Origin of the sequence: Legionella sp. 27cVA30 (genome assembly GCF_024160945.1) — a bacterium.
GTDB classification, from domain to species: domain Bacteria; phylum Pseudomonadota; class Gammaproteobacteria; order Legionellales; family Legionellaceae; genus Legionella_A; species Legionella_A septentrionalis.
On record NZ_JAMYXK010000001.1, the window covers coordinates 1 to 23,228 of the forward strand.

The window sequence follows — 23,228 nt, forward strand, 5'->3', positions numbered from 1 at the left end:
GCGAACAACTCGGTTATAACTTATTTGTATAAAAACAGGATTGTTTCCTGTCACCTTGGTTATTGAATAACCAGGTAAATTTAGGATAATATCTTTCTTCGGCACTTTAATCCTCTTTTGACTGCAAAATCAAAGAGTTAGATTACTATAATCCGATTAAAGTGCCCCTGTATTTGGGGTAGAGCCATACTTCTTTACGTAAGCTTTCCGTGGCTCGCTGGTATTTGCCAATTCCTGGAAAACGTTGGTTGAAATAGCGTTTACAGGAATAACATTGAAATTTATGAGCCTTGATACACAAGTAGCTATAACGTAAACCTAACGACTCATGACGTATCTTCCTCTCAAAACTATCTTTCTTCCTTAACCGCTTACCATTGCAATAAATACAGCGAACAACTCGGTTATAACTTATTTGTATAAAAACAGGATTGTTTCCTGTCACCTTGGTTATTATTTGTATAAAAACAGGATTGTTTCCTGTCACCTTGGTTATTGAATAACCAGGTAAATTTAGGATAATATCTTTCTTCGGCACTTTAATCCTCTTTTGACTGCAAAATCAAAGAGTTAGATTACTATAATCCGATTAAGTGCCCCTGTATTTGGGGTAGAGCCAGAAAATATTTTAGCGCCCCATATAACCTCTACGCTTTCTCGAATGAGACACCATTCTGTTGTTCTTTTATTGCAAGATACAACCACCCTTAACTTTACAGGCCAAAAAGAACGGAAAGATATTGGCCCGATTAATCACGAAAAGCACCCAGGTTTACTTCTACATCCTATTTTAGCCGTTACACCAGAAAAACTATGCTTGGGTGTTTTAGATACTTATCATTGGGCAAGAGAAAAATACACCATCGAACCGCTCGAGAAAAAAGTCGAGATAACCATAAAATCCCTTTGGAAGAAAAAGAAAGTTATCGATGGATAAAGGCTTATCGAAAAGCAAATGAAGTTGCCTTGCAAGTTCCTGACACAATGGTAATAACCGTTGCCGATAGAGAAGCCGATATTTATGATTTATATCACGAAGCACAACATGCTTATCTTTCACAAGAAAGTAACGCAGCCTATTGGCTCATTCGTTCTTCGTCTAACCGTAAACTCTTGAATAGCGAGGGAAGACCGGATACTGAAAAGCTAATAGAAAAAACCAAAGATACTTCCCCTCTTTGTCAAATTACTTTTGAAGTATCCGCTAAAGAAAAACAAGTTAGGAGACAAGTTACACAAAATTTATATGCAGCTGAACTAACGCTTTGCCCGCCGGATAGGAAACGGAAAATCTCTACAAAATATGGAGACAAAACAGTAACTGTAACAGTTGTTCTTGCCACAGAAATTAACGCCCCAGAAGGACAGGAACCTCTTGAAGGTACATGATGCTGAAAGCGCTCACAGTATATGGAAATGGTATTTGTGTCGCTGGCAGATAAAAGTGTACTTTCGTATTTTAAAAAGCGGCTGTCGAATTGAGAAATTACAACTTACTGAGAAACAGCGCTTTGATCCATGCCTGGCGCTCTATATGATCATTGCTTGGCGGATTCTTTATTTAACCGTAAGCCGCGAATGTCCTGAGGCCAATTGTGAGCTCGTTTTTTCCACTGAAGAATGGAAAATTGCTTATATTATCCTCAAAAAAGAAGCTCCACCTAACAAACCTCCTTCATCAAGCATGATGATGAAAATGATTGCTTCCATAGGGGGATATTTAAATAGAAAAAATGACCCCGACCCAGGACCGGCGACACTCTGGATTGGGTTGCAACGACTCAAGGATTTCCTCTTGGCCCAGAAAACTATCAAGGAAATAACTTATGGGTAATGATGTGCGGATTTGGGGAAGACCCAGAAGAAGTCTATATGATGCAATATAAATCAAGGTATTACGTACTGATTTGAATATTGCGAACTGTTAAAACTCATCAATGGTACCGAGAAGAGGACTCGAACCTCCACGGGGTTGCCCCCACTAGCACCTGAAGCTAGCGTGTCTACCAATTCCACCACCTCGGCAATCGACCGCTAAGGTACTCAAGAATATAAGCAGTGTCAATCGTTATTTCCATATTGTAGCAAAAATATTGCAGCAAGTTAGTGTCGTGATTCAGGTATAAATTTTTTGCATTTTATTAGGCGACGATTAGAATGGTTTTTATTTTTGGATGGTGGCTATGGCAGTTCTTACCGGGTTGGAAAAATCTTTGGATGCGTGTTTTGCTTTATGGCCGCGGACGAAACCCTCGGTAGCACAAGCGCATGCTGCCCGCCTCATCGCGCACCGCGGTGCGTATGATGCAAGGCGGGTTGAAAATACCCATGCTGCTTTCGAACATGCCTTGCAGTTGGGCTGTTGGGGCATAGAATTGGATGTGCATGCTTGTAAGGATGAAATCCTCATTGTAAACCATGATCCAACTCTGCAGCGCCTATGGCGGCAACAGGGTGTTATTGCTGAATATACATGCACAGAGCTTCGTGCTTTGGCTCCTGATATCCCAACGTTAGAGGAAGTGGTGGTAAGATATGGCAAGCGCATGCACCTTTTTATTGAACTTAAAAACCCATTTACGGCGTTTGCAGCCTTGGCCAAAACACTGGCACCCTTAACTGCGTGCACGGATTATCACTTACTCAGCCTTGAAATGGAATTATTGCCGCAATTGACGCAATTCCCAAAAGAAAGCCTCTTGCTGGTTCCTGTGCATAACAATGTCAAACAATTTTGTGATTTAAGTTTAAGGCAAGGTTATGGCGGTGTGCTGGGGCATTATTTTTTACTTAAGGATTCCCAGATTGCCAATTTAAATAAAGCGGGGCAAATCGCCGGGGTTGGATTTGTCAATTCAAAATTTAGCTTGTACCGTGAACTTAATCGTGGTTTACGTTATTTGTTCACCAATAAGGCGGAAGAAGTCAGCCATTATCTACACGAGTTAATTTAAGCTATAAACGAAACATCACTTTTTCATTGACAAGCGGTTTAATGGTAACTGGGGGCGAAGCCATGAGCCAGTGCAAGATATTTTCCCCTTCCCATAGTAAGGCCTTATTTTTTAAAGAAAGGAAAAAGGCTATGTCGGTTTGTTCAAATTCAGTCTTTTGCCATTCCGGAATACCATACACACGCCAGTTTTTTTGTGCTCCTGCAGGTGGCGCCAGCACGATCGATTCATAATTTGGATTAAAGGGAATATAAGCAATGATTTCCTGTTGCAACAAGTTGTGCAAGTGCAGCAGCATGGGGTGGGTAAATTCATATAAATTTTTTTGTTTATTGACATCAGAGATTAAAAAAATGAGAGTGCGTGTGTTTCCGGACAAGCCATGTTTTAGTAACAATGCTGCCAATGTTTGCGGTTCGAAATAAGTTAGAAATTTATCATCAGCATCTACATCAACAAAAATCAACGGCTCGGCATCATTCAAGCTCGTTTCCGTTAACTGATCGGCCAAAATTATTTCTGTATTAATAAATTGCACAAGGCTATTCGCTGCTTGTTTATTGTCTGTACTTGGGCTTAGTAATAAAAGCATATTTACCCCTCAATTTTCTAATGAGTATAGCGCAAAACCATAATGTTTAATTGCTACTATAATAACAATATGTTCATAAATTAAACTTTGCCATGCCTAACCTACCAAGAAACATCATTTTAGCCATGGGCACGGATAAGACCTCCCTGGATGCGGCCCGCAGTCTTGCTAAACAGTTACCCAATGCAGAAATAAGGCTATTCAATGCGGACTGTTTAATCGGTTTAAGCTCAGAGGAAATTGCAAATCTGACAGCAGTCGGGCATGCGCATAGAGGAGCATATGGAGCCGAAGGTTTTTCCGCAGAAACTTTTGTCGAAGAGTTAAGCACAGCCATTGATAAGGCTAACAGGGAAAAAGATCCAGGTGATGCCTTGTTACAAAAAACGGATATCCAGCGCATGCGCTGCATTGGTTGCGAAGTCGGGTTTGTTGATGAGGATGGATTGAGTTATGCACAAAAACTGGCCAATGCTTTTGCAGCAGAAGGATATGAAAACTTAAAACTCAGTGCGCTTTCAAATAAAAATACGGCTATTCCGCTGGAGAACATGTACGTTTCTATCAACCCTGATGGAAGTGCTTGCATTAAAGCAGATAAGGAGGATTTCCACAGTTCTATCCCCAGACAACAACGAGTGGAGTTAGCCAAAGAGATTGTCGATTTACGAAAAAAACTTGATTTTGGGCAGCTAGTTCTAGGTTTCTTCGGCGCCTCCAAACTTTGTAAGGAAATTGAACAAAAAATAAAGCAATTTAAAGAGCTTGATGAGACGTTAAAAGAAAATTTTATCCAAATCGGCGAGGAAAAGTCTCCTATTACCGCTTTGGACAGCAATGAAATCTATCAATTTCCACCCAAATTTTCCCCTGAGTACATCGAGTATCTTGAAAATAAGCTTTCTCGCTTTCGAGTAGAAATCGAATATGATGAGGAACAAATAAAGCATACCACATCCGTGGGTATGAGAAGAGTTTTGGAGGAGCACTTAAGTCACTGCAGGGCGGAAGCGGCTCCTTTGGAGAACAAGTTGGCTTATGCTTACCAACATCAGAAGGTTGAAGATATAACTCACCAGGTAGGTTTTGTCGGTATTGCCGAAAAAACAAATGATTCCACCGAACAGGGTTTAGATGATTTTGAAATTAGCTTAAATAGTCGCCAAGATAAAAAAGCGGTGGGCTGGTGGCAAGCAATCAAAAATTGGTTCACTGATATGCTTACGTCGCATTCGAAAGAAGAAGAATTTGCAGTATTAAATATTCCGTCTGCTGTAGCCGCAAGAGAAAAATTTGAACGTCCCATAGAGGTTACATCCGGAGTGAATGAGGCTAATTTAACCCAAATGGAAGCTAAAAAAGAGCAGCACATCGAGCAAAAAAATTCTTCTGCAACTTTTTCCTGGAAAGACACGCCTCCTGCCAAAGGATTAAACAATATTAATGGTGAGCGCCAATCGCAAGTTGACTTGAAAGCTTCTTTAAAGGAAATGAAACAGGAAGATAGAAAAAAAGTGGCTGAACCAGAGCTTGAACAACAATCTGTGTTGCAAATGAAATAGCAGCTTGAATATCATTAATCCAAGCTGCTAGCAGTTATTATTCAGGGGCAATCATTTTTTCAGGTCGCACGTATTGCTGGAATTCTTCCGGTGTCAAGAATCCAAGTTTCACCGCCGCTTCTTGTAAAGAAGTATTTTCCTGATGCGCTGTTTTTGCGATTTTAGCCGCCTTGTCATAGCCGATGTGTTGGTTCAATGCAGTAACCAGCATCAGGGAGTTTTGCAAATAGTAATCAATTTGGTTTTGATTGACTTGCAAACCATCGATGCAAAATTCCTGAAACGAGCGGCAGGTGTCGGCCAATAGATTCAAAGAATGTAACACATTAAAAATAATAACCGGTTTAAATACGTTTAATTCGAAATTGCCCTGGCTGTCGGCGATGGCAACCGCGGCATCATTGCCAATGACTTGCGCGCATACCATAGTCATTGCTTCCGATTGGGTGGGATTCACTTTACCTGGCATGATCGAGGAACCCGGCTCATTTTCCGGCAGGATCAGCTCGCCAATGCCGCATCGTGGGCCTGAACCTAACCAGCGGATATCATTGGCAATTTTCATTAAAGCACAAGCCAGGGTTTTTAAGACGCTATGTGCCATGACCAATGGTTCGTGGGAAGCAAGCGCTGCGAATTTGTTGGGGGCTGAAACAAACGGCAAAGCGGTGAGCTTGGCAATATGGGCTGCTGCTTTTTCGGCAAACTGGGGATGAGTATTTAAGCCTGTACCCACTGCAGTACCTCCCAAAGCCAGTTCATAAAGTTCTGGCAGCACGTGTTCAATACGTGCAATGCAGGCATCCAATTGTGCTACATAACCTGAAAATTCTTGTCCTAGAGTGAGAGGCACGGCATCCTGTAAATGCGTGCGCCCGATTTTTACAATGGCATGGAATGCGTGCATTTTGGCAGCCAGCCCATCGCGCAGAAAGCGTACCGCAGGCAATAGTTTTTTCTTGAAAGCCAACGCTGCGGCGATATGCATTGCTGTTGGGAATGTGTCGTTGGATGATTGCGACATGTTGACGTGATCATTAGGATGGATTGGCGTTTTGCTTCCCATTTCGCCGCCAGCTATTTCAATGGCCCGATTGGCAATTACTTCATTGGCATTCATGTTGGATTGCGTACCGCTGCCCGTCTGCCATACATGCAAAGGAAAATGTTCGTTTAATTTACCGCTGCTCACTTCGTCTGCAGCCTGAATGATGAGTTTGGCTTTGTCAGCAGGTAATTTCCCTAATTCCAGATTGGTAAGGGCTGCTGCTTTTTTTAATATCCCGAATGCATGCATCACTTCCATGGGCATAATGTCGCTGCCGATATTAAAATGATGGAGCGAGCGTGCGGTTTGCGCGCCCCAATATTTATCGGCAGGGACTGCTATTTCACCCATGCTGTCGGTTTCAATACGCGTTTTGCTCATATTTATGCTCTCACGAAAATAAAGCTCAAATTTTAGCATAGAGTAAACAAGATTCTTGCTATAATCTTGCAAAAATGAACATCAGCACACAAGTGGCTTCTGGTACACCAGAGAGCACTATTTAAGTAATGAAGTAACTTTGGCGAAAATATAATGAGAACAGTGCGCATTTATCAGCCTGGACAATATCAGTGCGGCCAAGTTGTTGAATTATCCCCGGAAGCGGCACAACACGTAGCGGTTGTCTTGAGGATGCGTGCAGGGGAAAAGTTAACCCTTTTTTCCGGAAATAACATCGAATTCACAGCTCTTATCGCAACCATCCAAAAAAAGAAAGTTACCGTTACCATTATGGCGGCAGAGAGGCAATGTCGTGAATCACCGCGTGCTATTCATTTGGCACAGGCAATTTCCAAGGGCGAGCGCATGGAATTTGTGGTGCAAAAAGCTGTAGAGTTAGGGGTAGCGAGCATTACCCCCTTGTTGACTGCCCGTTGCGTCGTTAAATTGGATGCGGAGCGTCTGCAAAAAAAACGCCAGCAATGGCAAGCCATTGCTGTGGCCGCTTGTGAACAATGCGGGCGTAACGTTATCCCTAAAGTTTATGAAGCGGAGCCGCTGGAAAAATATGTACAGCAATGCCAAAGCGCTTTGAAGCTGGTATTGTATCCCGATTCTGCCAAATCCTGGCGGGAATATGAATTTAAGGAAGACATCGCCTTACTGATTGGTCCTGAGGGTGGTTTGGATGAACATGAAATTGCTGCAGCGCAACGCCATGGATTTTCTTCCCTGCGTCTTGGACCAAGAATCTTGCGTACTGAAACGGCCGCTATTACAGCGCTTAGCGTATTGCAAGCAGTCAGCGGTGATCTATAATGAGAACAATATTAACCACAGAGGCTTATTCATGAGTGAACATATAAAAGTAGTTACCGATGACAGTTTTGAACAGGATGTATTAAAAGCCGGCAAGCCGGTTTTGGTGGATTTTTGGGCAGAATGGTGTGGCCCCTGTCGTGCGCTCAGTCCAATTTTGGAAGAAGTGGCTGCAAATCATGGTGATAAGGTAACTTTTGCCAAGATCAATATTGATGAAAATCCGCAAGCTCCATCAAAATATGGAGTTATGAGCATTCCCACATTGATTTTATTTAAAAACGGACAAGTGGAAGCTGTAAAAATGGGACTTCTTTCCAAATCGCAATTGAGCGCGTTTGTAGACAGCAACGTTTGATGCCCAGTTAGGCCAGGTTATCCGCTGCGCTTTAACCGTGGCGGGTAATTGGCAACGGGAGCTTCAAACTTCCAAGCGCTGGATGAATTTCCAGGTATGTATAGCTTTTAGTAAAAACTTGTGATAGCCTAATAAAACTGTGGTATACTTGTACTGGTCTCGTATATGCAATACCATTAGACATCAGCTTCTTCAATAAGCTGACCTCTCGTTACAAACTATCCTGGATTATTCATTTCATTTAACCAACACACCAAGTGAGAAGTATGAATTTTAGTGAACTTAAGCAGTTACCTATCGCCGATCTTGTTAATATTGCTCAGGAGCTCGGGGTGGAAAATACCTCCCGCATGCGGACGCAAGATATTATTTTTTCCATTTTAAAGGCGCATGCCCTTAAAGGCGAGGATATTCACGGCGATGGTGTTGTCGAAGTCCTGACAGACGGTTTCGGATTTTTGCGCTCCTCAGACGGCTCATATTTGGCCGGACCCGACGACATTTATGTTTCTCCCAGTCAGATTAGACGGTTTGGGTTGCGTACAGGTGATACCGTTTCTGGGAAAATTCGTCCTCCCAAGGATAATGAGCGTTATTTCGCCTTATTGAAAGTTGATCAAATCAACTATGAAACTCCTGATAGTGCCAAGCGCAAGATTTTGTTTGAAAACCTCACACCATTATTTGCCACCGAGCGTTTGGTCATGGAGCAGGGAAATGGCAGCACCGAGGATTTGACGGCTCGTGTCATTGACTTGTGTGCACCGTTTGGTCGTGGTCAGCGTGGCTTGATTGTCTCTCCTCCAAAAGCCGGAAAAACATTGATGCTGCAAAACATTGCGCACTCAATTGAGAAAAATTACCCCGATTGTTATTTGATTGTTTTACTGATTGACGAGCGCCCGGAAGAAGTTACAGAGATGCAGCGCTCTGTAAAAGGCGAAGTCGTCGCGAGCACATTTGACGAGCCTGCCAACCGCCATGTGCAAGTGGCCGAGATGGTTATTGAAAAAGCCAAGCGTTTGGTTGAGCACAAGCGTGATGTAGTCGTATTGCTTGATTCGATTACGCGATTGGCGCGTGCTTATAACACGGTCGTACCCGCTTCCGGAAAAGTATTGACCGGCGGTGTGGATGCAAATGCGCTGCAACGTCCGAAGCGTTTGTACGGCGCTGCGCGTAATATTGAAGAAGGCGGCAGCTTGACCATTATTGCCACCGCCCTGGTGGATACCGGTTCAAAAATGGATGAAGTGATTTACGAAGAATTCAAAGGCACCGGTAACATGGAAATTCATTTAAGCCGTAATATTGCCGAACGCCGCACATTCCCGGCAATTAACATCAATCGTTCGGGCACGCGCCGTGAAGATTTGTTACTTACCCCGGAAGAGCTGCACCGTACTTGGATATTGCGTAAAATTCTGCAATCCATGGATGAATGCGACGCAATTGAATTTTTGCTGGAACGCATGAAAAACCATAAAACCAATGCTGAATTTTTTGAAGCCATGAAACGGCAGGAATAAGCAGCAATGAAATATGGCGATCTTCGCGATTTTATAGCGCAATTAGAAGCACGCGATCTTTTACGCCGAATTGATTATCCTGTATCGCCCAATTTGGAAATGACAGTCGTCAGCGATAAGGTCCTGCGAAACGCAGGACCTGCATTACTGTTTTCTAATCCCAAAGGTTATCATGTACCGGTATTGACCAATTTATTTGGTACTGTTGAGCGCGTGGCCCTGGGTATGGGCGAAGAATCCATCCAGGCATTGCGTGAAATAGGGAAATTACTTGCCGCTTTAAAAGAGCCTGAGCCTCCTAAGGGATTTAAGGATGCATTTAACAAACTTCCCTTGCTCAAACAAGCGCTTAACATGGCGCCAAAATATGTGAGCCGTGCTATTTGTCAGACGCAAGTATTTGAAAAAGACGAAGTGGATCTGACGCAACTCCCTATTCAAACGTGTTGGCCGGAAGATGCGGCACCTTTAATTACGTGGGGTCTGGTCACTACCAAAGGGCCGCAGCAAACCCGGGAAAACATGGGTATCTATCGTCAGCAATTATTGGCAAAAAACAAGCTGATTATGCGTTGGTTGTCGCATCGTGGCGGAGCCTTGGATTATCAAGCCTGGCAGCAAGCATATCCCGGCGAGCGTTTTCCCATCGCAGTGACTTTAGGTGCTGATCCGGCGACGCTATTGGCTGCGGTCACACCGGTGCCGGACTCATTATCTGAATATGCCTTCGCAGGATTATTGCGCGGGCAACGCACACAATTGGTGCGTTGTATTGGCAATGACTTACATGTCCCAGCCAATGCCGAAATTATCTTGGAAGGTTATTTAGAGCCAGGAGTGGATGCTCCTGAAGGTCCTTTTGGCGATCACACCGGTTATTACAATGAAGTGCAATCGTTTCCGGTATTTACCGTGGAACGGATGACCCAGCGGCAAGATCCAATCTACCACAGCACATATACAGGCAGGCCCCCCGATGAACCTGCCATTTTAGGCGTGGCTTTGAATGAAGTATTTATTCCTTTGCTGCAAAAACAATTCCCAGAGATTGTAGATTTTTATTTGCCGCCGGAGGGATGTTCCTATCGCTTGGCCGTTGTGACCATACAAAAACAATACCCCGGCCATGCCAAACGGATTATGATGGCAGTATGGTCATTTTTAAGACAATTCATGTACACCAAATTCGTCATTGTTTGCGATGACGATATCGATGCACGCAATTGGCAAGATGTGATTTGGGCCATCACCACGCGCATGGATCCATTGCGTGATACCGTGATGGTTGATAATACCCCTATTGATTATCTTGATTTTGCCTCTCCAATAGCAGGGCTTGGCTCCAAGATGGGTATGGATGCCACCAGCAAATGGCCAGGAGAAACGCAACGGGAATGGGGAAAATCGATTGTTATGGATGCGCACACCACTAAGCGTGTTGGTGATTACTGGCCGCAATTGGGACTTGAACATGAGTGAACAAGCCGTTCTGGCGCGAGTAGACAGTATTTCCCCCCTAACGGACAGCATCGTCCAACTCATTTTGATTCCCGAACAATACGTGGATTATCAGGCCGGTCAATATTTACAAATCCTTGTAGGCGATGAAGCTTATAGTTATTCCATTGCAAATGCCCCACTGGGTTCGCGCAAATATGAATTACACATGCGGCATAGCCGCGAAAATCCAGTAGTCGATAATTTGCTGGCACAAATCAAACGCGATGCCCGGGTTACCATCCGCTTACCTTTGGGAAAATGCCATGTGCATCGGCTGCATGCGGACAAACCTGTTATTTTCATTGCCGGCGGCACAGGTTTTGCTCCTGTAAAGGCCATGATTGAGCAATTATTAATTACCAGAGAGCAGCGGGCTTTTGAATTGTATTGGGGGGCGCGCTCCAAGAGTGATTTGTATATGGATGAACAAGTTTTGCAATGGCAAAAACACGTGCAGCATTTTCAATATTTTTCTTTATTATCCGATGTCAGCAAGGATACATTGGCTTCACGGGTTATCACGCGTCATAGGCAAGATCTTGCTCATTGGGACATTGTAATGAGCGGGCCTTTTGATATGGTTTACAGCACGCGTGATGCTCTCCTCACCCATGGAGCTCAGGCTGAAAACTTGTTCGCGGACGCTTTTGAATTTGAGGCGAACAAGTAAGTAATATTGATGGCCATTGTTCATTAGCGTGTTGCGTTGATTAGGCATGATTGTGAAAATTAAGGATAAGCTATGCAAACATTTTATCAAATATTAGCCATTGCCGCGGCCGGATTCATCATGTGGATATTATACCGCACCGTAAAAGGCCGTCCTGAGTTATTCAGCAGGGATAACTTATCCAAAAGTTTTTCCAGCATGGGATTATTAGCCTTGATCTTGATAGGGTTTATTGCTTTATTAGTGTTTATATTGCGCAATACCTAATGTGCTAACCAGGGAGCCATTTGCTTAACAGGATGATCGATGCAAGCTTTGAAAGCTTACTTAACCCATTGGCAAAATACATTAAAACCTTTCTTCCCTTTTCTGGAGTGGCTCCCGGAATTGAAATATTGGGCCACGGTTCGTGCTGATTTAATCGCAGGGCTGACTGTCGCCATGCTCCTTATCCCACAAGCAATGGCTTATGCTCATTTGGCAGGTCTTCCGGTTCATATGGGATTGTATGCAGCATTTATTCCTCCGATGGTCGCCGCATTATTTGGTTCCTCACGCAGTTTATCCACAGGGCCTGTTCCGGTAGCTTCCTTGCTAACGGCAGTGGCCTTGCAGCCTTTGGCAGCAGCTGATACGCCAGAGTATTTACAATATGTATTATTACTGGCTTTTCTAGCGGGCGCCATTCAACTGGCATTAAGTTTATTGCGTTTTGGAATCGTCGTTAATTTTATTTCCTACCCGGTGATTTTAGGGTTTATAAACGCAGTGGCCATCATTATTGCCAGCATGCAGCTTGGAAATTTATTTGGTGTTTATGCAGTTACTGCCCCACGTTACTATCAAACCGTATGGCAAGTGCTGGAAGATGCCGCAGTCAATACTCATTGGCCGACCGTAGGCATAGCGGTTTTGGCATTCATTATCATTTTGGGCGGTCGGCGTTTGTGGCCTAACTGGCCGCACACCATCATGGCCGTGGTCATAACCACCATAGTGGCTTGGTTAATTGGTTACGAAAAAGTAGAAACCGTGCGCACAAATCAAATCTTAAATTTACCCGTACAACAGATGTTGGATAATTATCACAAGTTTCCACGAGAAATAAAATTGCAACTGGAAAAAGTGGATAAAACTCAAGACGTGGTGGATACAACCATCAAGACAGCCGGAAAGGATGCAGAAGAAACAGATCGCGCTATTAATGAAGCCAGCCAGGCGCAATGGCAGTTGGAACGTTTGATAGCACGCCATAATTATGAAGTAGGAGAATTAAACCGCTTGCGCTTTCGCCGTTTGTTGACCCGGGATAAGCAAGTCGTTTTTTATGTGGAGGAGCAAATGACCCCCATTGGCGACGTTGATCCGCATGAGTGGCGCATTGCGCATTTATCTTTGGATAACAAAATCAAGCTGCAATCAGGGGGAGCTGTAATCGGTACTATTCCGCAAGGTTTGCCTTCCTTCAAACCCATCGATTTTGATTGGGATATTGTCTCGCGCTTGTTCATGTCAGCTCTGGTGATTGCGCTGGTTGGGTTTACCGAAGCCATTACTATCGCCAAACGCATCGCTACCGAGAGCCGTCAACGCATCGATATTAACCAAGAGTTATTCGGACAAGGATTGGCTAAATGCATAGGCAGTTTTTTTCAATCCATGCCTGTTTCCGGAGGGTTTACGCGCACCGCGGTTAATTTTTATTCGGGGGCACGCACCGGATTTGCTTCAATAGTGACTGGCTTGGTGGTGATGATCGTGTTGTTATGGCTCACCCCGCTTTTTTATTATCTGCCGTATGCAACGTTGGCTGCTGTGATCATGGTGGGTGCCTTGGGCTTGCTCGATATTAAAGAAATGTTGCGTATTTGGAGAGTTAGCCGTTACGAAGGTATGGTAGCAGTCGCAACGTTTCTGCTTACCCTGGTTTTAGCGCCCAGATTGGCTCATGCCGTACTGCTGGGAACTTTATTAGCTTTGGGCGCTTATTTATACGAAACCATGCGGCCTAGATTTACTGAATTGACCCGTAATGCAGAGGGTGAGTTGGTTGAAGTAGGGGAAGAGCATAGTGAAAAAACTTGTTATCTCATTAGCTTGCTGCGTTTTAACGGTTCTCTTTATTTTGCTAATGCTGCCTATTTTGAAGATAAAATTTTAAAGCTAATTTCTGAAAAACAAAAACTACGCTACATCATTTTGGATTGCGTTAGCATGAACAAACTGGATGCCAGCGGGCTGCAGACATTGCAAAGTGTGAGTGAACGGCTGGAAGAAGGTGGCATCGAACTCTGGTTTACCCGTGTCCGTCAGCCTGTATTGGCTGTTTTGAGGCGAGGTGGCTTATATCATGTTTTAGGCGCTCATCATTTTTATAAAAATAATGAACAAGCTTTGCAAAAATTAGCAGAACATTTAGGCGACAAGCATATGAAAACTTGTCCTCTAGCCTTAAACACACATAAAAGATAACGTATTAAGCAATATCCTCGCAATTTGTGCCGCTTTGGGTTATACTAAACATACTTGTTGTATTTGTTGCCCGGTTAAAACCTTGCCTTTCGTGATTTCCCTCCCTTTGAAGTTTAAAGCAGCGAAATATACCGCGTTTCCCGCATGCGTTGATGCTGTGGCTTTTGCATTTCACAAGTGTGTTTTTAATTTAATTTGGAAAAATAGACATGTCTGTTAAAGAAACTGGCCACGTTAAGTGGTTTAATGATGATAAAGGCTACGGTTTTATTAGCCGTGATAATGGTCAAGATGATGTATTCGTGCATTTCCGCTCAATTGTTGACGATAATAATGGCCGCAAAACGCTGAGAGAAGGTCAACGCGTTCAATTTCTGGTAACCAAAGGGCCAAAAGGGTTACAAGCGGAAGAAGTTACCGCGGTTTAATCGCCGTGCCGCTGTATTTTACGTGGGGTCAAGCACCCTGGTGAAATGCGGCGGATTTTAGTTAGTCATTTTTAACGAATCGTTATCATTATGCTGCGGCTCGAAGTATTGCTCACATTGGCATCTTGTTTCAGGGTGGGTGAAAAAAACTCTTAAGATATTGGCAACCGCTGTGAAAAATTTTATTCCAACATGGCTGTCATCCTTTTTCAAGTTATCTCAATGTTTCTGAAAAGTCTCGGCAAATTTATCGGGTCCTTTTTGCATATCGTTTGCATAACTTTCTAGAACACGCTCTCATTCATTGGCAATTTCTTTAACTGTCCTTGCGCACTTTCAATATAAGTTGCAACAGCTGTTTCCAGATCAGTAAATTTTTTGGCCGTATCTGCACTGAGGTTAAACTAACTTCCATGCTGCCCATATGCTCCGCTGCTTCATCAAGTTTCTGGTGGAAAGCCATAACCCTTGTATTGCTAATATTAGAGCTCAATTGTAAATGGCTAGCCCACACATGGCTTCAATAGAGCTGCTTCTTTTCATCAAATTGTAAATTACTCCGGCCCGCAATAATTGCATATTTTCCGCATACAAAAATACCATGACTAAAGTAACTTTGGTCATAGATGCCTTAAATGGAAAAATGCATTTGGATAAGATTGCACCTTTACCCCATATTTGTTCTTATAAACATGGTTGCACGTTGCATGAACTTCTAATAAGGTAGAAGCAATGTATTTTTATGCGAATAGTTAACAAAGGCTCTTCCTAGTCTTCATGACATTTGCCACAGGAACAGATATGGTCAGACAATTTTTATGTTTCAGCGTTATTTTTCTCATCGGTTGCACACGCACTGTTCCACCTGCCTCAGTAGTTAAAGTCGAAGACCGTCCCTTGCCTGCAGTTACACAGCATCGTCCTGCCGGGAAATTTACCAGTATTCGAATTAAGGGCATCATGAATGTGAGCCTGCATACGGGGTATGCCCGTCCTACGGTGATTTTGCGTGGTGATCCACGTGATTTGGCGGAAGTACATACGTTTGTTAAAAACAATACCTTATTCATAAAAGTAGGGGAAGGTTACCCACATCATGGTGGCATCAACGCTGAAATTCGTGGTCATTTCTTAAATTCATTTCGTTATCAAGGCATTGGTACTATCACCGGTACGCGATTGCACTCAAGTTTACTCGATGTGTCTATTGATAATAAGGGAAAAACCACGTTAGGCGGTGATATTTCCTTACGAACCCTGGATGTTAAAGGTTCAGGACTGGTGCAAGTTACCGGGATTCATAGTCCCGGTTTACGCCTCCATATAGCAGGCAAGCCAAAAGTGCAATTGGTAGGTGTGGCTAACCTTGCCTCCCTTAACATAGATGATGATGCCTGGATGAGTTTGTATTGGATTAAAACAAAATTATTGGTTGTCCGCGCAAGAGGTAATTCTTTCATACAGCTGGCGGGAGTTGCAGATAGACTGGATGTGGAGTTATGTGGTAAGGCACATTTTAATGGCCGCTATCTGCGTGCTAACCGTGCTTTTGTTAAAACCCATGACCAATCCATTGCTGAGATTTCCGCTGTGAAAAGGCAACACACCTTGGCTAGCGATGCCAGCGATATTCATTTTTATAATATTCCGCAAATGAAAGCTGACTTCATGGCGTTTAATGGCTCGGTCTTGGATATGCGCGACTGGAATATGCCCTTTATTCAGGAATACAATCGTTATAACAAATGAATTGGCTATTTCGTTATGATAGCTCCAGGGCTTAAAGGCGCAGTCTGTCTGTGCAGATAGAATGTGAGTGCAAGATATTTGGTAAAATAAACATGATAATGTTCTGTTCGTAGTATCCAACATATTAGCTTCCTTGAATAAGCGATCATTCTTTCCATGCCGGTCTTTTGGCTAGGAGGTGTGGCTTAGACGGTCCCAAGGCCTATTACCTGTAATTATTCTGCAAATTTCTTGCGCGTTGGAGGCGGCAGATCGAAGCAAGATGATATTTTGGGTACGTAAATTAAAGCTAAGGAGTCTAAAAACTTTAGGAACGGTAACTATTAGCTTATAGCTTTGTTTTAGAAGAGTTTAAAATCTGAGTTCATTAAATACACATTTTCAGTGTCTGCAAGGCATTGAAAAAAAGAATCAATGTAATACGGATCGAATAAATCCCCCCTATGTTTTTTTAGATAGTTAACCACATCAGCTTGTGGCAGAGCCTCTCGATAAGGCCTATGGGTTGACATGGCTTCATATACGTCTGCAATGGCAACGATGCGGGCAGGTATGCTTATTTGACTGCCCTTGAGATGATTTGGATATCCGGAACCATCCATACGCTCATGATGTTGGTAAACCACAGGTTTAATTTCCCACGGAAAATTGATATTAATAAGTATTTTATAGCCAATTTCAACATGGGCCTTAATTATTGCATATTCGTACGTAGTTAATTTTCTTGGAGTAACCAAATACTCCATAGGAATTCCAATTTTGCCAATATCGTGTATGAGGGCCCCATAATATATTGCGTATAAATACTCAGGTGCAGTTATTTTTGCCTTAATTGCGATATTTAATGAGAGCGTCGCCACACGTTTTTGGTGGCCTGATGTATATGGATCTCTTGATTCGATGAAGTTGGAAAAAGCTAGGATTGTATTTAAAAAAGATTGTTGTAACAGCTTTTTATCATTCGTTAATTGTTTGGTTAACTCAGCTTGTAAAGTAATATCTTCTAAATAGATGATGTAAATAGATCCGTTAGCCCAGACATTATTTATTGGGATAACACGAATAATAAATGTTTTATCATGGAACTTTAATTCTGCACGGGTTTCGGTGTTTTGCTCCCTGGCTTGATTAAAATAATCCGGGCTCTTCTTGTATATAGGGCACAAACGCCAAAAAATTTTATTTTCTGGCTCACTATTTGTTAATTTTTGATAGGCTTTGTTTGCAAACAAGATGGTACCGTTTTTATCACAGACAAGGTTGGGGTTTGAGAGTTCCCCAAGGATTTGAAACATAACGGTAATAATTTTTTCCTCTTCCCTATCAGAAAATTTCATATTTTTTCATAAGACAATGTGCATATTGATAATTATAGAACTGAATGAGCTTGGGTAAGCAACATGTTATCTTTAAAGTCTCAACCTATAAGTACCTTGCCCGCTTAATTCTTCCAGTTTTGCTGTACACAGGCAACAATTGTCTCTGCATCCCTATCTAAGGGGAGCACATGCGCTGAATTATTGAGCCAGTGTACACGTGCATGTGGCAAGTTGGCAAAATAGTCGGCAACCCTGGCTGAGTGGATGACTTCATCATAAAATCCAAGAAAAATATCCGTTGGGCAAGTGGGTGGTGTAAATTTAAATGTATTGATCAAGCCTAATATTTCACTGATGCTGATGATGGGCAGCTGGCGGTAGGCTAATTCATAGGATGATTCACTGCATATATTTCCCGCCCGATTGCGTAATTTTTTGAAACCCAATTTTTGTAAAACATAGGCCAGATTAAGTGCCGGGCTGATTTTAAGCCGTAATGCCAATGCCGGGGCTAGCAGATAAAGGTGGTGCAGGGAAAATTTGCTGCTTAAATGGCAGGCCAACAACCCACCTAAAGACAAGCCCATGACATCCACCATGCTGTATTCTTGTACCAGGTGGGCGCATGCATGTTCAGCTGCTGTGAGCCAATCTTTGCTCTTTACAGAAGCGAAAGCGGCAATGCTTTCCCCATGGCCAGGTAAAACAGGTGCGAGTATTGTGTCATACATGCCAAGTGCAGGGACAAGTTCACGAAAAACCGCCGGTGATGAAGAAAATCCGTGTAGGAGCAACAATGCTTTTTCTTTTTTGCCGTTGCGCTTATCAATGGGTGATAATAAAGTTGCTTGTTGTAACGGCAATGCTTTTATATGTTTGCCGCGGCGCATGTAGCGGAAATCGTCTATATTCATTTTCAATTTGCAAAATTAGTGTAAAAAATAATAAATGAAACTTATATTTTTTGAAAAATATATATGATTCATTATCGCACTTACTTGTTTATTTGAAGCCTAAATGTTTATCTACGTGACAAATTAAGCATTCACTATACTTATTAAACTATACTTATAGTGTAATATCAGAATTACTCCAGCGGGAGATGTATTTATGCCAGAACCAGAAAATTTAAACACTCAAACAGTCAACCAAGATAAAACCAAACAAAATTCTCCTATTCCCGGGCCTGAGAAAAAGCTTGATGCCGCGCCTGCGGAGGAAGATAAGGCTGCAACCCCTTCAAAAAGTAAGGAAGAAGGCAAAAATCAGGAAGCAAAAGCCAGTGTGTCTTCTCCTATACATCAAATGGCTGAAGGGATGAAAGATGAGTGGATGAAAAATATGCTTAAAGTTCTGGCTGAGATGATGGAGATGCTGGAGGCGCAAAAAAATTCCCAATTTCAAAAAGACTTTGATGAAAAAATGCAAGGGGTTTTCACTGCTTTGAAAGACAATATAAAAAATAGATTTACTAAACAAGAGAAAAAAGAAGAAGAAAAGGAGGAAAAATTAAAGGAAAATACCAGCGAGCAGGATAAAAAGCTCCAAGAAAAAGAAAAGGAAAATCAGGAAAAGATAAATAAAGTTGAAGATAAATCAGTTGATAACCAGATTAAACAAACACAAGAACAGCAGCAAATGCAGCAGAAGGTTGAAGAAATAGCCAATAACCCTGAGCTGGTAAATCAGGACACGGTTGAAGAAGAAGTCTCTGAGCAAATACAAGATTTGTCAGGAGAGCAAGACAACAAATTAAGCAATGAAGCAAAACAAGAAAGTCTGCAAAGTGATGCTAACATGCAGCAACAAATCAACGAAAATGCGGGAGTAAAAAATGCCCCGCAAATGTCAAAGGTCCCAGATTCAGAAAATGGTACAAAGCAGTTTTCAAAAGAATCGGAAGAGGAATACAACAGCCAAGTCGAGCAAAAAAATCAAGCCAATGTACAGCAACAATCCCAGCAAACGCAAACCATGGAGTCTAACGTGCAAGCTACTCCGCCAACTTGATGCCGCGTCGCCATATCTGCTTAAGGATGATGGCAGACGCTGGAGGGTTTGCTCAACGCTCCATTAGTTTATGCGGCAGACTTTCTATACGGCCTGCTTGCGTCACCAGTACATAATTTAATTTCCGCTGCAATTCGCTAATGGAATCCGCTCCTGCATAGGTTAGTCCGGAGCGTAAGCCTCCAATGATATCTGCTATGATGGCATCTTGCTGATCACGGTAAGGCACTTCCGTAGCTACGCCTTCCGCTGTTTTCCATTCATGCATTTGCCCAAGAAAATCTTCTTGTGCCTCGCGAGAAGCCATGCCGCGATAACGTTTCACTTGGATACCGTCTTCTTTGCTGATGATATCGCCAGGCGTCGGTGTGGTTCCGGCAAGCATGCCGCCAATCATGACAAAATCGGCGCCGAAAGCAAGCGCTTTCACGATATCGCCTGAAGTGCGGATACCGCCGTCTGCTACAATAGAGCGATCTGTACGAGCGCAATCCTGAATGCAAGTCAGCATGGGGACACCAAAACCAGTTTTGATGCGTGTGCTGCAAACAGAGCCCCCGCCAATTCCAGCTTTAATAATGTCAGCTCCGCATGAAGCCAGGTAATCAGCGCCTGCGTAGGTTGCGACATTGCCGGCCATGATGCAGCGTGTCCCCAGTAATTGACGTAAATTTTTTAAGGTTTTTCCAACGTATTTTGCGTGCGCATGCGCCACGTCGACACAAAAATATTCAGCACCTGCATCGCGCAAAGCCTCAGCCCGTTCCAGCTCTGCCGCGGTGCAGCCAATGGAAACAAATACAGGGCCGTTGCACGCTTTAAATTCACGGATATTGTCTTCAATACTTAAGAAACGGTGCAACGCGCCAATTGCTCCCTTGCTGTGCATGAAGTTGGCCATTTTACTTTCAGTAATGGTATCCATATTGGAGCTGATGACAGGCAACTCCAGGGTCAGCTTGCCTAATCGATCGGTCATGCTGATGTCTACGACCCGACGTGATTCGTGGTGGTTGTAAGAAGGGACGAGCAAAACGTCATCAAAAGTTATAGCTTGAATAGACATGGTTTATCCTGTGTTGCGAGTATTCGTGCTTGCCTGTGTCCGAGCAAAAACGTAAGGCGCTTATTGCTCGGACACATTGCATAATGCAAACACGATCTCTAAAAGGTGTACTATAAATGTTCTGCAGCATAATATGCAAGTCTTGAGCGTTCGCCGCGGGTCAGCGTCATATGGGCACTATGCTCCCAGTTTTTGAAGCGATCGACTGCAAAGGTCAAGCCTGAAGTGGTTTCAGACAAATACGGTGTGTCGATTTGCTTGATATCACCAAGACAGATGATTTTACTACCCGGACCGGCACGGGTGACTAACGTTTTTATTTGTTTGGATGTTAAATTTTGCGCTTCATCGATAATGATAAAACGGTTTAAAAAAGTACGCCCCCGCATATAGTTCAACGAGCGTATTTTAATTTTATTTTGCAGTAAGTCGGCTGTGGCATTGCGTCCAAAACTGCCGCCTTCTTGTGCGCTGTGCAATACCTCAAGATTATCCATTAACGCCCCCATCCAGGGTGTCATCTTTTCTTCTTCTGTGCCCGGCAGAAAACCGATGTCTTCGCCCACGGGGATGGTGACACGGGTCATAATGATTTCCGTATAGCGTTTTAAATCCAAGACTTGCGTAAGTCCTGCTGCAATTGTCAGTAAAGTTTTCCCCGTACCGGCAGGGCCTTGCAACGTGACGAAATCTATTTCCGGATCAAGCAACATGTTAAGGGCAAAATTCTGCTCGCGGTTGCGCGCTGTTATTCCCCACACGGCGTGTTTATTTTGCGTGTAATCATGTGCTACTTGCACGATAACATGCTCAGGTTGAATTTTTTTAACTAGCGCTTGGAATTGATCATCTTCCGTACTTAAACAATCATTTGAATTCCATTGGCTGACTAAAGGCCCGCTGATGCGGTAAAACGTTTCCCCACCTTCTTTCCAGGCGTTGATGTCTTTGGCATGCGTATCCCAAAAATCATTCGGCAAAACATGCAAGCCACTGTGCAATAAATTAACGTCATCCAGCACTTGATCGCTGTGATAATCTTCTGCAACTATGCCAAGGATTCCGGCTTTAATGCGCAGGTTAATGTCTTTCGACACAATGATAATTTGCTTATTGGGGTGTTTTTTTTGCAATCCCAAGGCTGTAGCCAGCAAGGTATTATCGACTTTATGCCCAGGCAGCGAAATGGGATGCAGATGTTCAAAATCATCGGTCTGAAAGAAGATCCGCCCACTGCTGCGTGTTTTATCAGAGAAAAAATTGGGGATGGGAAGTCCCTCCACGATTTGTGCATGGGACGCATTGGCCATTAATTCGACCAGGATGCGGTTGGTTTGCCGTACGTTGCGCGCAACCTCGGAAATACCCATTTTATGGTTATCCAATTCTTCTAAAACCACCATGGGCAGATAGATATCGTGTTCTTCGAAATTGAATATGGCGGCCGGGTCATGCATGAGGATATTCGTATCCAGCACGAAAAGTTTATAATTTTTGCACTTATTATCCATAATCCTAATCCTTATTACCAAATTGCTTCATTGTGAGCAGGGGCATGGTTGCCGTCAAGCGTTTAAGCTGCACCATACCAGTCATGCACCTGCGTTTGCCTCGCTTTGCAATTCTTTCAATGTATTTAAAACGTTTTCGACATGTCCTTGCACGCTGATTTTACGCCACACATGACGTAATTTGCCCTCAGGATCAATGAGGAAAGTACTGCGTTCAATGCCGCGCACTTGCTTGCCATACATCGATTTCATTTTGATAACATCAAAAGCTTGGCACAGTGTCTCATCTGCATCGCTTATCAATTCGAAAGGAAACTGCTGTTTGGCTTTAAAGTTTTCATGCGATTTTAGGCTATCGCGAGAAATTCCAAACACGATTGCGTTTAATTGCAAAAATTCTTGCTGGTGATCGCGAAATTCCTGCCCTTCCCGCGTGCAGCCTGGTGTGGAATCTTTAGGGTAAAAATAAAGGACCAGCCATTTGCCGCGGTAATTATCGAAATGAGCTGAAAGCCCATTGGTCGCCTGAAAAGAAAGGGAAGGGATTGAATCATTGATGTTCATTGAACATTCTCCTTAGGTCTGTGCATTGTATCATGATATCCTAACTGTATTTTTTTGGGTAATTGGTTGGGGGTAATTCCCATGGCGAAACAAGAAAGCAGCATTGCGATTAATAAAAAAGCGCGCTTTGATTATTTTGTAGAAGAAGAATATGAAGCTGGCATCGCGTTGGAAGGTTGGGAAGTAAAAAGTTTGCGCGCTGGAAAAATTAATCTTGCCGATGCGCATGTAATCATCAAGCATGGCGAAGCCTGGCTGCTAGGTTCGCAAATTCAGCCGTTGCCCACGGCTTCGACGCATATACATCCGGATGCCACGCGTACGCGCAAGCTGCTGCTAAACAGACGCGAATTGAATACACTGATTGGCAGTGTCGAGCGGCAGGGATATACGGTTGTCCCGTTGTCGATGTATTGGAAGAAAAACCGTGTCAAAGTGAAAATTGCCTTGGCAAAAGGTAAAAAAACTCACGATAAACGCGATACAATTAAAGAAAGGGACTGGCAACGTGATCGTGCCCGCTTGCTGAAAAAAGCAAATTGATGGAATTGGTATGAAATATTTGGTCGCAGCTTGGATTGTGGCATAATCCGTTGCTTTGTATTAAAAAGTAGCTCATATCATCGATGATGGTTA

The 23,228-nt window shown here is 43.2% G+C and carries 24 protein-coding genes, 1 tRNA gene and 1 pseudogene; 16 read left to right on the top strand and 10 right to left on the bottom strand.

Annotated elements, in window-relative coordinates:
• Window positions 1–178 precede the first annotated feature (178 nt).
• Window positions 179–538 (bottom strand): annotated as a pseudogene (locus NKV53_RS00005) (hypothetical protein); the annotation flags it as partial.
• Between the two features lie 123 nt (window positions 539–661).
• Here NKV53_RS00005 and NKV53_RS00010 point away from each other — a divergent pair.
• Genes NKV53_RS00010 through NKV53_RS00020 form a run of 3 tightly spaced genes read left to right on the top strand, consistent with a single transcriptional unit; the run spans window position 662 to window position 1,834 of the window.
• Window positions 662–937: a hypothetical protein gene (locus NKV53_RS00010; protein ID WP_253350482.1), complete on the top strand. Its 276-nt coding sequence runs from the start codon at window positions 662–664 to the stop codon at window positions 935–937.
• The gene (locus tag NKV53_RS00015; protein WP_127057162.1) at window positions 907–1,389 is read left to right on the top strand and encodes a hypothetical protein; all 483 of its coding nucleotides are present in this window, start codon (window positions 907–909) and stop codon (window positions 1,387–1,389) included. Before NKV53_RS00010 ends, NKV53_RS00015 begins: the two co-directional genes overlap by 31 nt.
• Complete coding sequence (locus NKV53_RS00020) at window positions 1,376–1,834, top strand: IS4 family transposase (RefSeq protein ID WP_253350484.1); 459 nt, start codon at window positions 1,376–1,378, stop codon at window positions 1,832–1,834. Before NKV53_RS00015 ends, NKV53_RS00020 begins: the two co-directional genes overlap by 14 nt.
• 104 nt (window positions 1,835–1,938) lie before the next feature.
• Here NKV53_RS00020 and NKV53_RS00025 read toward each other — a convergent pair.
• Window positions 1,939–2,025, bottom strand: a tRNA-Leu gene (locus NKV53_RS00025).
• A gap of 158 nt (window positions 2,026–2,183) precedes the next feature.
• Here NKV53_RS00025 and NKV53_RS00030 point away from each other — a divergent pair.
• The gene (locus NKV53_RS00030) at window positions 2,184–2,954 is read left to right on the top strand and encodes a glycerophosphodiester phosphodiesterase (protein ID WP_253350486.1); all 771 of its coding nucleotides are present in this window, start codon (window positions 2,184–2,186) and stop codon (window positions 2,952–2,954) included.
• A gap of 1 nt (window position 2,955) precedes the next feature.
• Here NKV53_RS00030 and NKV53_RS00035 read toward each other — a convergent pair whose 3' ends face one another.
• Entirely contained in the window at window positions 2,956–3,546 is a 591-nt protein-coding gene (locus tag NKV53_RS00035; RefSeq protein ID WP_127032762.1) for a hypothetical protein, read from the bottom strand.
• Window positions 3,547–3,638: 92 nt separating this feature from the next.
• Between NKV53_RS00035 and NKV53_RS00040 the strand changes: the two genes are divergently transcribed.
• Window positions 3,639–5,108: a hypothetical protein gene (locus NKV53_RS00040; RefSeq protein ID WP_127032763.1), complete on the top strand. Its 1,470-nt coding sequence runs from the start codon at window positions 3,639–3,641 to the stop codon at window positions 5,106–5,108.
• A 37-nt stretch (window positions 5,109–5,145) separates the two neighbouring features.
• Here NKV53_RS00040 and fumC read toward each other — a convergent pair whose 3' ends face one another.
• A complete protein-coding gene (gene fumC, locus NKV53_RS00045) occupies window positions 5,146–6,537 on the bottom strand; it encodes a class II fumarate hydratase (protein WP_127032764.1) in 1,392 nt (463 codons plus the stop codon).
• 153 nt (window positions 6,538–6,690) lie between these two features.
• Between fumC and NKV53_RS00050 the strand changes: the two genes are divergently transcribed.
• The 8 genes from NKV53_RS00050 (at window position 6,691) to NKV53_RS00085 (ending at window position 14,373) form a co-directional block, all read left to right on the top strand.
• Window positions 6,691–7,416 carry a 16S rRNA (uracil(1498)-N(3))-methyltransferase gene (locus NKV53_RS00050; protein WP_126953442.1) on the top strand — a complete coding sequence of 242 codons (726 nt, stop codon included), beginning with the start codon at window positions 6,691–6,693 and terminating at the stop codon, window positions 7,414–7,416.
• A 31-nt stretch (window positions 7,417–7,447) separates the two neighbouring features.
• Window positions 7,448–7,774, top strand: coding sequence for a thioredoxin TrxA (gene trxA / locus NKV53_RS00055; RefSeq protein ID WP_126953441.1), 327 nt, complete (start codon window positions 7,448–7,450; stop codon window positions 7,772–7,774).
• A gap of 266 nt (window positions 7,775–8,040) precedes the next feature.
• Window positions 8,041–9,303 (top strand): transcription termination factor Rho, encoded by a 1,263-nt coding sequence (rho, locus tag NKV53_RS00060; protein WP_126953440.1) that lies wholly within the window; start codon window positions 8,041–8,043, stop codon window positions 9,301–9,303.
• A 6-nt stretch (window positions 9,304–9,309) separates the two neighbouring features.
• Window positions 9,310–10,782 carry a 4-hydroxy-3-polyprenylbenzoate decarboxylase gene (ubiD, locus tag NKV53_RS00065; protein ID WP_127111200.1) on the top strand — a complete coding sequence of 491 codons (1,473 nt, stop codon included), beginning with the start codon at window positions 9,310–9,312 and terminating at the stop codon, window positions 10,780–10,782.
• Entirely contained in the window at window positions 10,775–11,473 is a 699-nt protein-coding gene (locus NKV53_RS00070) for an NAD(P)H-flavin reductase (RefSeq protein WP_127032766.1), read from the top strand. The genes ubiD and NKV53_RS00070 overlap by 8 nt, the downstream gene beginning before the upstream one ends.
• A gap of 72 nt (window positions 11,474–11,545) precedes the next feature.
• Window positions 11,546–11,740 carry a hypothetical protein gene (locus NKV53_RS00075; RefSeq protein WP_126953437.1) on the top strand — a complete coding sequence of 65 codons (195 nt, stop codon included), beginning with the start codon at window positions 11,546–11,548 and terminating at the stop codon, window positions 11,738–11,740.
• A gap of 39 nt (window positions 11,741–11,779) precedes the next feature.
• Complete coding sequence (locus NKV53_RS00080; protein WP_253350488.1) at window positions 11,780–13,945, top strand: SulP family inorganic anion transporter; 2,166 nt, start codon at window positions 11,780–11,782, stop codon at window positions 13,943–13,945.
• 209 nt (window positions 13,946–14,154) lie between these two features.
• A complete protein-coding gene (locus NKV53_RS00085; RefSeq protein WP_126953435.1) occupies window positions 14,155–14,373 on the top strand; it encodes a cold-shock protein in 219 nt (72 codons plus the stop codon).
• A gap of 489 nt (window positions 14,374–14,862) precedes the next feature.
• On the opposite strand, the gene NKV53_RS11850 is transcribed toward NKV53_RS00085, so the two are convergent.
• Window positions 14,863–14,997, bottom strand: a complete 135-nt coding sequence (locus tag NKV53_RS11850; protein WP_256478696.1) for a hypothetical protein — start codon at window positions 14,995–14,997, stop codon at window positions 14,863–14,865.
• A gap of 177 nt (window positions 14,998–15,174) precedes the next feature.
• Here NKV53_RS11850 and NKV53_RS00090 point away from each other — a divergent pair, with 177 nt between their 5' ends.
• Window positions 15,175–16,122 carry a GIN domain-containing protein gene (locus NKV53_RS00090; protein WP_127111203.1) on the top strand — a complete coding sequence of 316 codons (948 nt, stop codon included), beginning with the start codon at window positions 15,175–15,177 and terminating at the stop codon, window positions 16,120–16,122.
• Window positions 16,123–16,463: 341 nt separating this feature from the next.
• Here the strand turns inward: NKV53_RS00090 and NKV53_RS00095 are convergent, their stop codons facing one another.
• Both NKV53_RS00095 and NKV53_RS00100 read right to left on the bottom strand, forming a co-directional pair.
• On the bottom strand, window positions 16,464–17,459 hold the full coding sequence (locus NKV53_RS00095) for an HD-GYP domain-containing protein (RefSeq protein WP_127057156.1): 996 nt from the start codon (window positions 17,457–17,459) through the stop codon (window positions 16,464–16,466).
• Between the two features lie 104 nt (window positions 17,460–17,563).
• Window positions 17,564–18,355, bottom strand: a complete 792-nt coding sequence (locus NKV53_RS00100; protein WP_127057155.1) for a carboxylesterase — start codon at window positions 18,353–18,355, stop codon at window positions 17,564–17,566.
• A gap of 196 nt (window positions 18,356–18,551) precedes the next feature.
• Between NKV53_RS00100 and NKV53_RS00105 the strand changes: the two genes are divergently transcribed.
• Window positions 18,552–19,451, top strand: a complete 900-nt coding sequence (locus tag NKV53_RS00105; protein ID WP_253350490.1) for a hypothetical protein — start codon at window positions 18,552–18,554, stop codon at window positions 19,449–19,451.
• 52 nt (window positions 19,452–19,503) lie between these two features.
• Here the strand turns inward: NKV53_RS00105 and NKV53_RS00110 are convergent, their stop codons facing one another.
• The 3 genes from NKV53_RS00110 to NKV53_RS00120 form a co-directional block, all read right to left on the bottom strand.
• Window positions 19,504–20,517, bottom strand: coding sequence for a guanosine monophosphate reductase (locus NKV53_RS00110; RefSeq protein ID WP_126953430.1), 1,014 nt, complete (start codon window positions 20,515–20,517; stop codon window positions 19,504–19,506).
• A gap of 110 nt (window positions 20,518–20,627) precedes the next feature.
• The gene (locus NKV53_RS00115; protein WP_126953429.1) at window positions 20,628–22,028 is read right to left on the bottom strand and encodes a PhoH family protein; all 1,401 of its coding nucleotides are present in this window, start codon (window positions 22,026–22,028) and stop codon (window positions 20,628–20,630) included.
• A gap of 81 nt (window positions 22,029–22,109) precedes the next feature.
• On the bottom strand, window positions 22,110–22,592 hold the full coding sequence (locus tag NKV53_RS00120) for a peroxiredoxin (protein WP_126953428.1): 483 nt from the start codon (window positions 22,590–22,592) through the stop codon (window positions 22,110–22,112).
• 81 nt (window positions 22,593–22,673) lie between these two features.
• Between NKV53_RS00120 and smpB the strand changes: the two genes are divergently transcribed.
• A complete protein-coding gene (gene smpB / locus NKV53_RS00125) occupies window positions 22,674–23,135 on the top strand; it encodes an SsrA-binding protein SmpB (protein WP_253350492.1) in 462 nt (153 codons plus the stop codon).
• The last annotated feature ends 93 nt before the right edge of the window (window positions 23,136–23,228 follow it).

Bases quoted from the DNA above. Each gene is read 5' to 3' on its own strand.
- NKV53_RS00010 (WP_253350482.1), top strand. From the start codon at position 662: ATGAGACACCATTCTGTTGTTCTTTTATTGCAAGATACAACCACCCTT.
- NKV53_RS00030 (WP_253350486.1), top strand. From the start codon at position 2,184: ATGGCAGTTCTTACCGGGTTGGAAAAATCTTTGGATGCGTGTTTTGCT.
- NKV53_RS00035 (WP_127032762.1), bottom strand. From the start codon at position 3,546: ATGCTTTTATTACTAAGCCCAAGTACAGACAATAAACAAGCAGCGAAT.
- NKV53_RS00040 (WP_127032763.1), top strand. From the start codon at position 3,639: ATGCCTAACCTACCAAGAAACATCATTTTAGCCATGGGCACGGATAAG.
- fumC (WP_127032764.1), bottom strand. From the start codon at position 6,537: ATGAGCAAAACGCGTATTGAAACCGACAGCATGGGTGAAATAGCAGTC.
- NKV53_RS00050 (WP_126953442.1), top strand. From the start codon at position 6,691: ATGAGAACAGTGCGCATTTATCAGCCTGGACAATATCAGTGCGGCCAA.
- trxA (WP_126953441.1), top strand. From the start codon at position 7,448: ATGAGTGAACATATAAAAGTAGTTACCGATGACAGTTTTGAACAGGAT.
- rho (WP_126953440.1), top strand. From the start codon at position 8,041: ATGAATTTTAGTGAACTTAAGCAGTTACCTATCGCCGATCTTGTTAAT.
- ubiD (WP_127111200.1), top strand. From the start codon at position 9,310: ATGAAATATGGCGATCTTCGCGATTTTATAGCGCAATTAGAAGCACGC.
- NKV53_RS00070 (WP_127032766.1), top strand. From the start codon at position 10,775: ATGAGTGAACAAGCCGTTCTGGCGCGAGTAGACAGTATTTCCCCCCTA.
- NKV53_RS00075 (WP_126953437.1), top strand. From the start codon at position 11,546: ATGCAAACATTTTATCAAATATTAGCCATTGCCGCGGCCGGATTCATC.
- NKV53_RS00080 (WP_253350488.1), top strand. From the start codon at position 11,780: ATGCAAGCTTTGAAAGCTTACTTAACCCATTGGCAAAATACATTAAAA.
- NKV53_RS00085 (WP_126953435.1), top strand. From the start codon at position 14,155: ATGTCTGTTAAAGAAACTGGCCACGTTAAGTGGTTTAATGATGATAAA.
- NKV53_RS11850 (WP_256478696.1), bottom strand. From the start codon at position 14,997: ATGACCAAAGTTACTTTAGTCATGGTATTTTTGTATGCGGAAAATATG.
- NKV53_RS00090 (WP_127111203.1), top strand. From the start codon at position 15,175: ATGGTCAGACAATTTTTATGTTTCAGCGTTATTTTTCTCATCGGTTGC.
- NKV53_RS00095 (WP_127057156.1), bottom strand. From the start codon at position 17,459: ATGAAATTTTCTGATAGGGAAGAGGAAAAAATTATTACCGTTATGTTT.
- NKV53_RS00100 (WP_127057155.1), bottom strand. From the start codon at position 18,355: ATGAATATAGACGATTTCCGCTACATGCGCCGCGGCAAACATATAAAA.
- NKV53_RS00105 (WP_253350490.1), top strand. From the start codon at position 18,552: ATGCCAGAACCAGAAAATTTAAACACTCAAACAGTCAACCAAGATAAA.
- NKV53_RS00110 (WP_126953430.1), bottom strand. From the start codon at position 20,517: ATGTCTATTCAAGCTATAACTTTTGATGACGTTTTGCTCGTCCCTTCT.
- NKV53_RS00115 (WP_126953429.1), bottom strand. From the start codon at position 22,028: ATGGATAATAAGTGCAAAAATTATAAACTTTTCGTGCTGGATACGAAT.
- NKV53_RS00120 (WP_126953428.1), bottom strand. From the start codon at position 22,592: ATGAACATCAATGATTCAATCCCTTCCCTTTCTTTTCAGGCGACCAAT.
- smpB (WP_253350492.1), top strand. From the start codon at position 22,674: ATGGCGAAACAAGAAAGCAGCATTGCGATTAATAAAAAAGCGCGCTTT.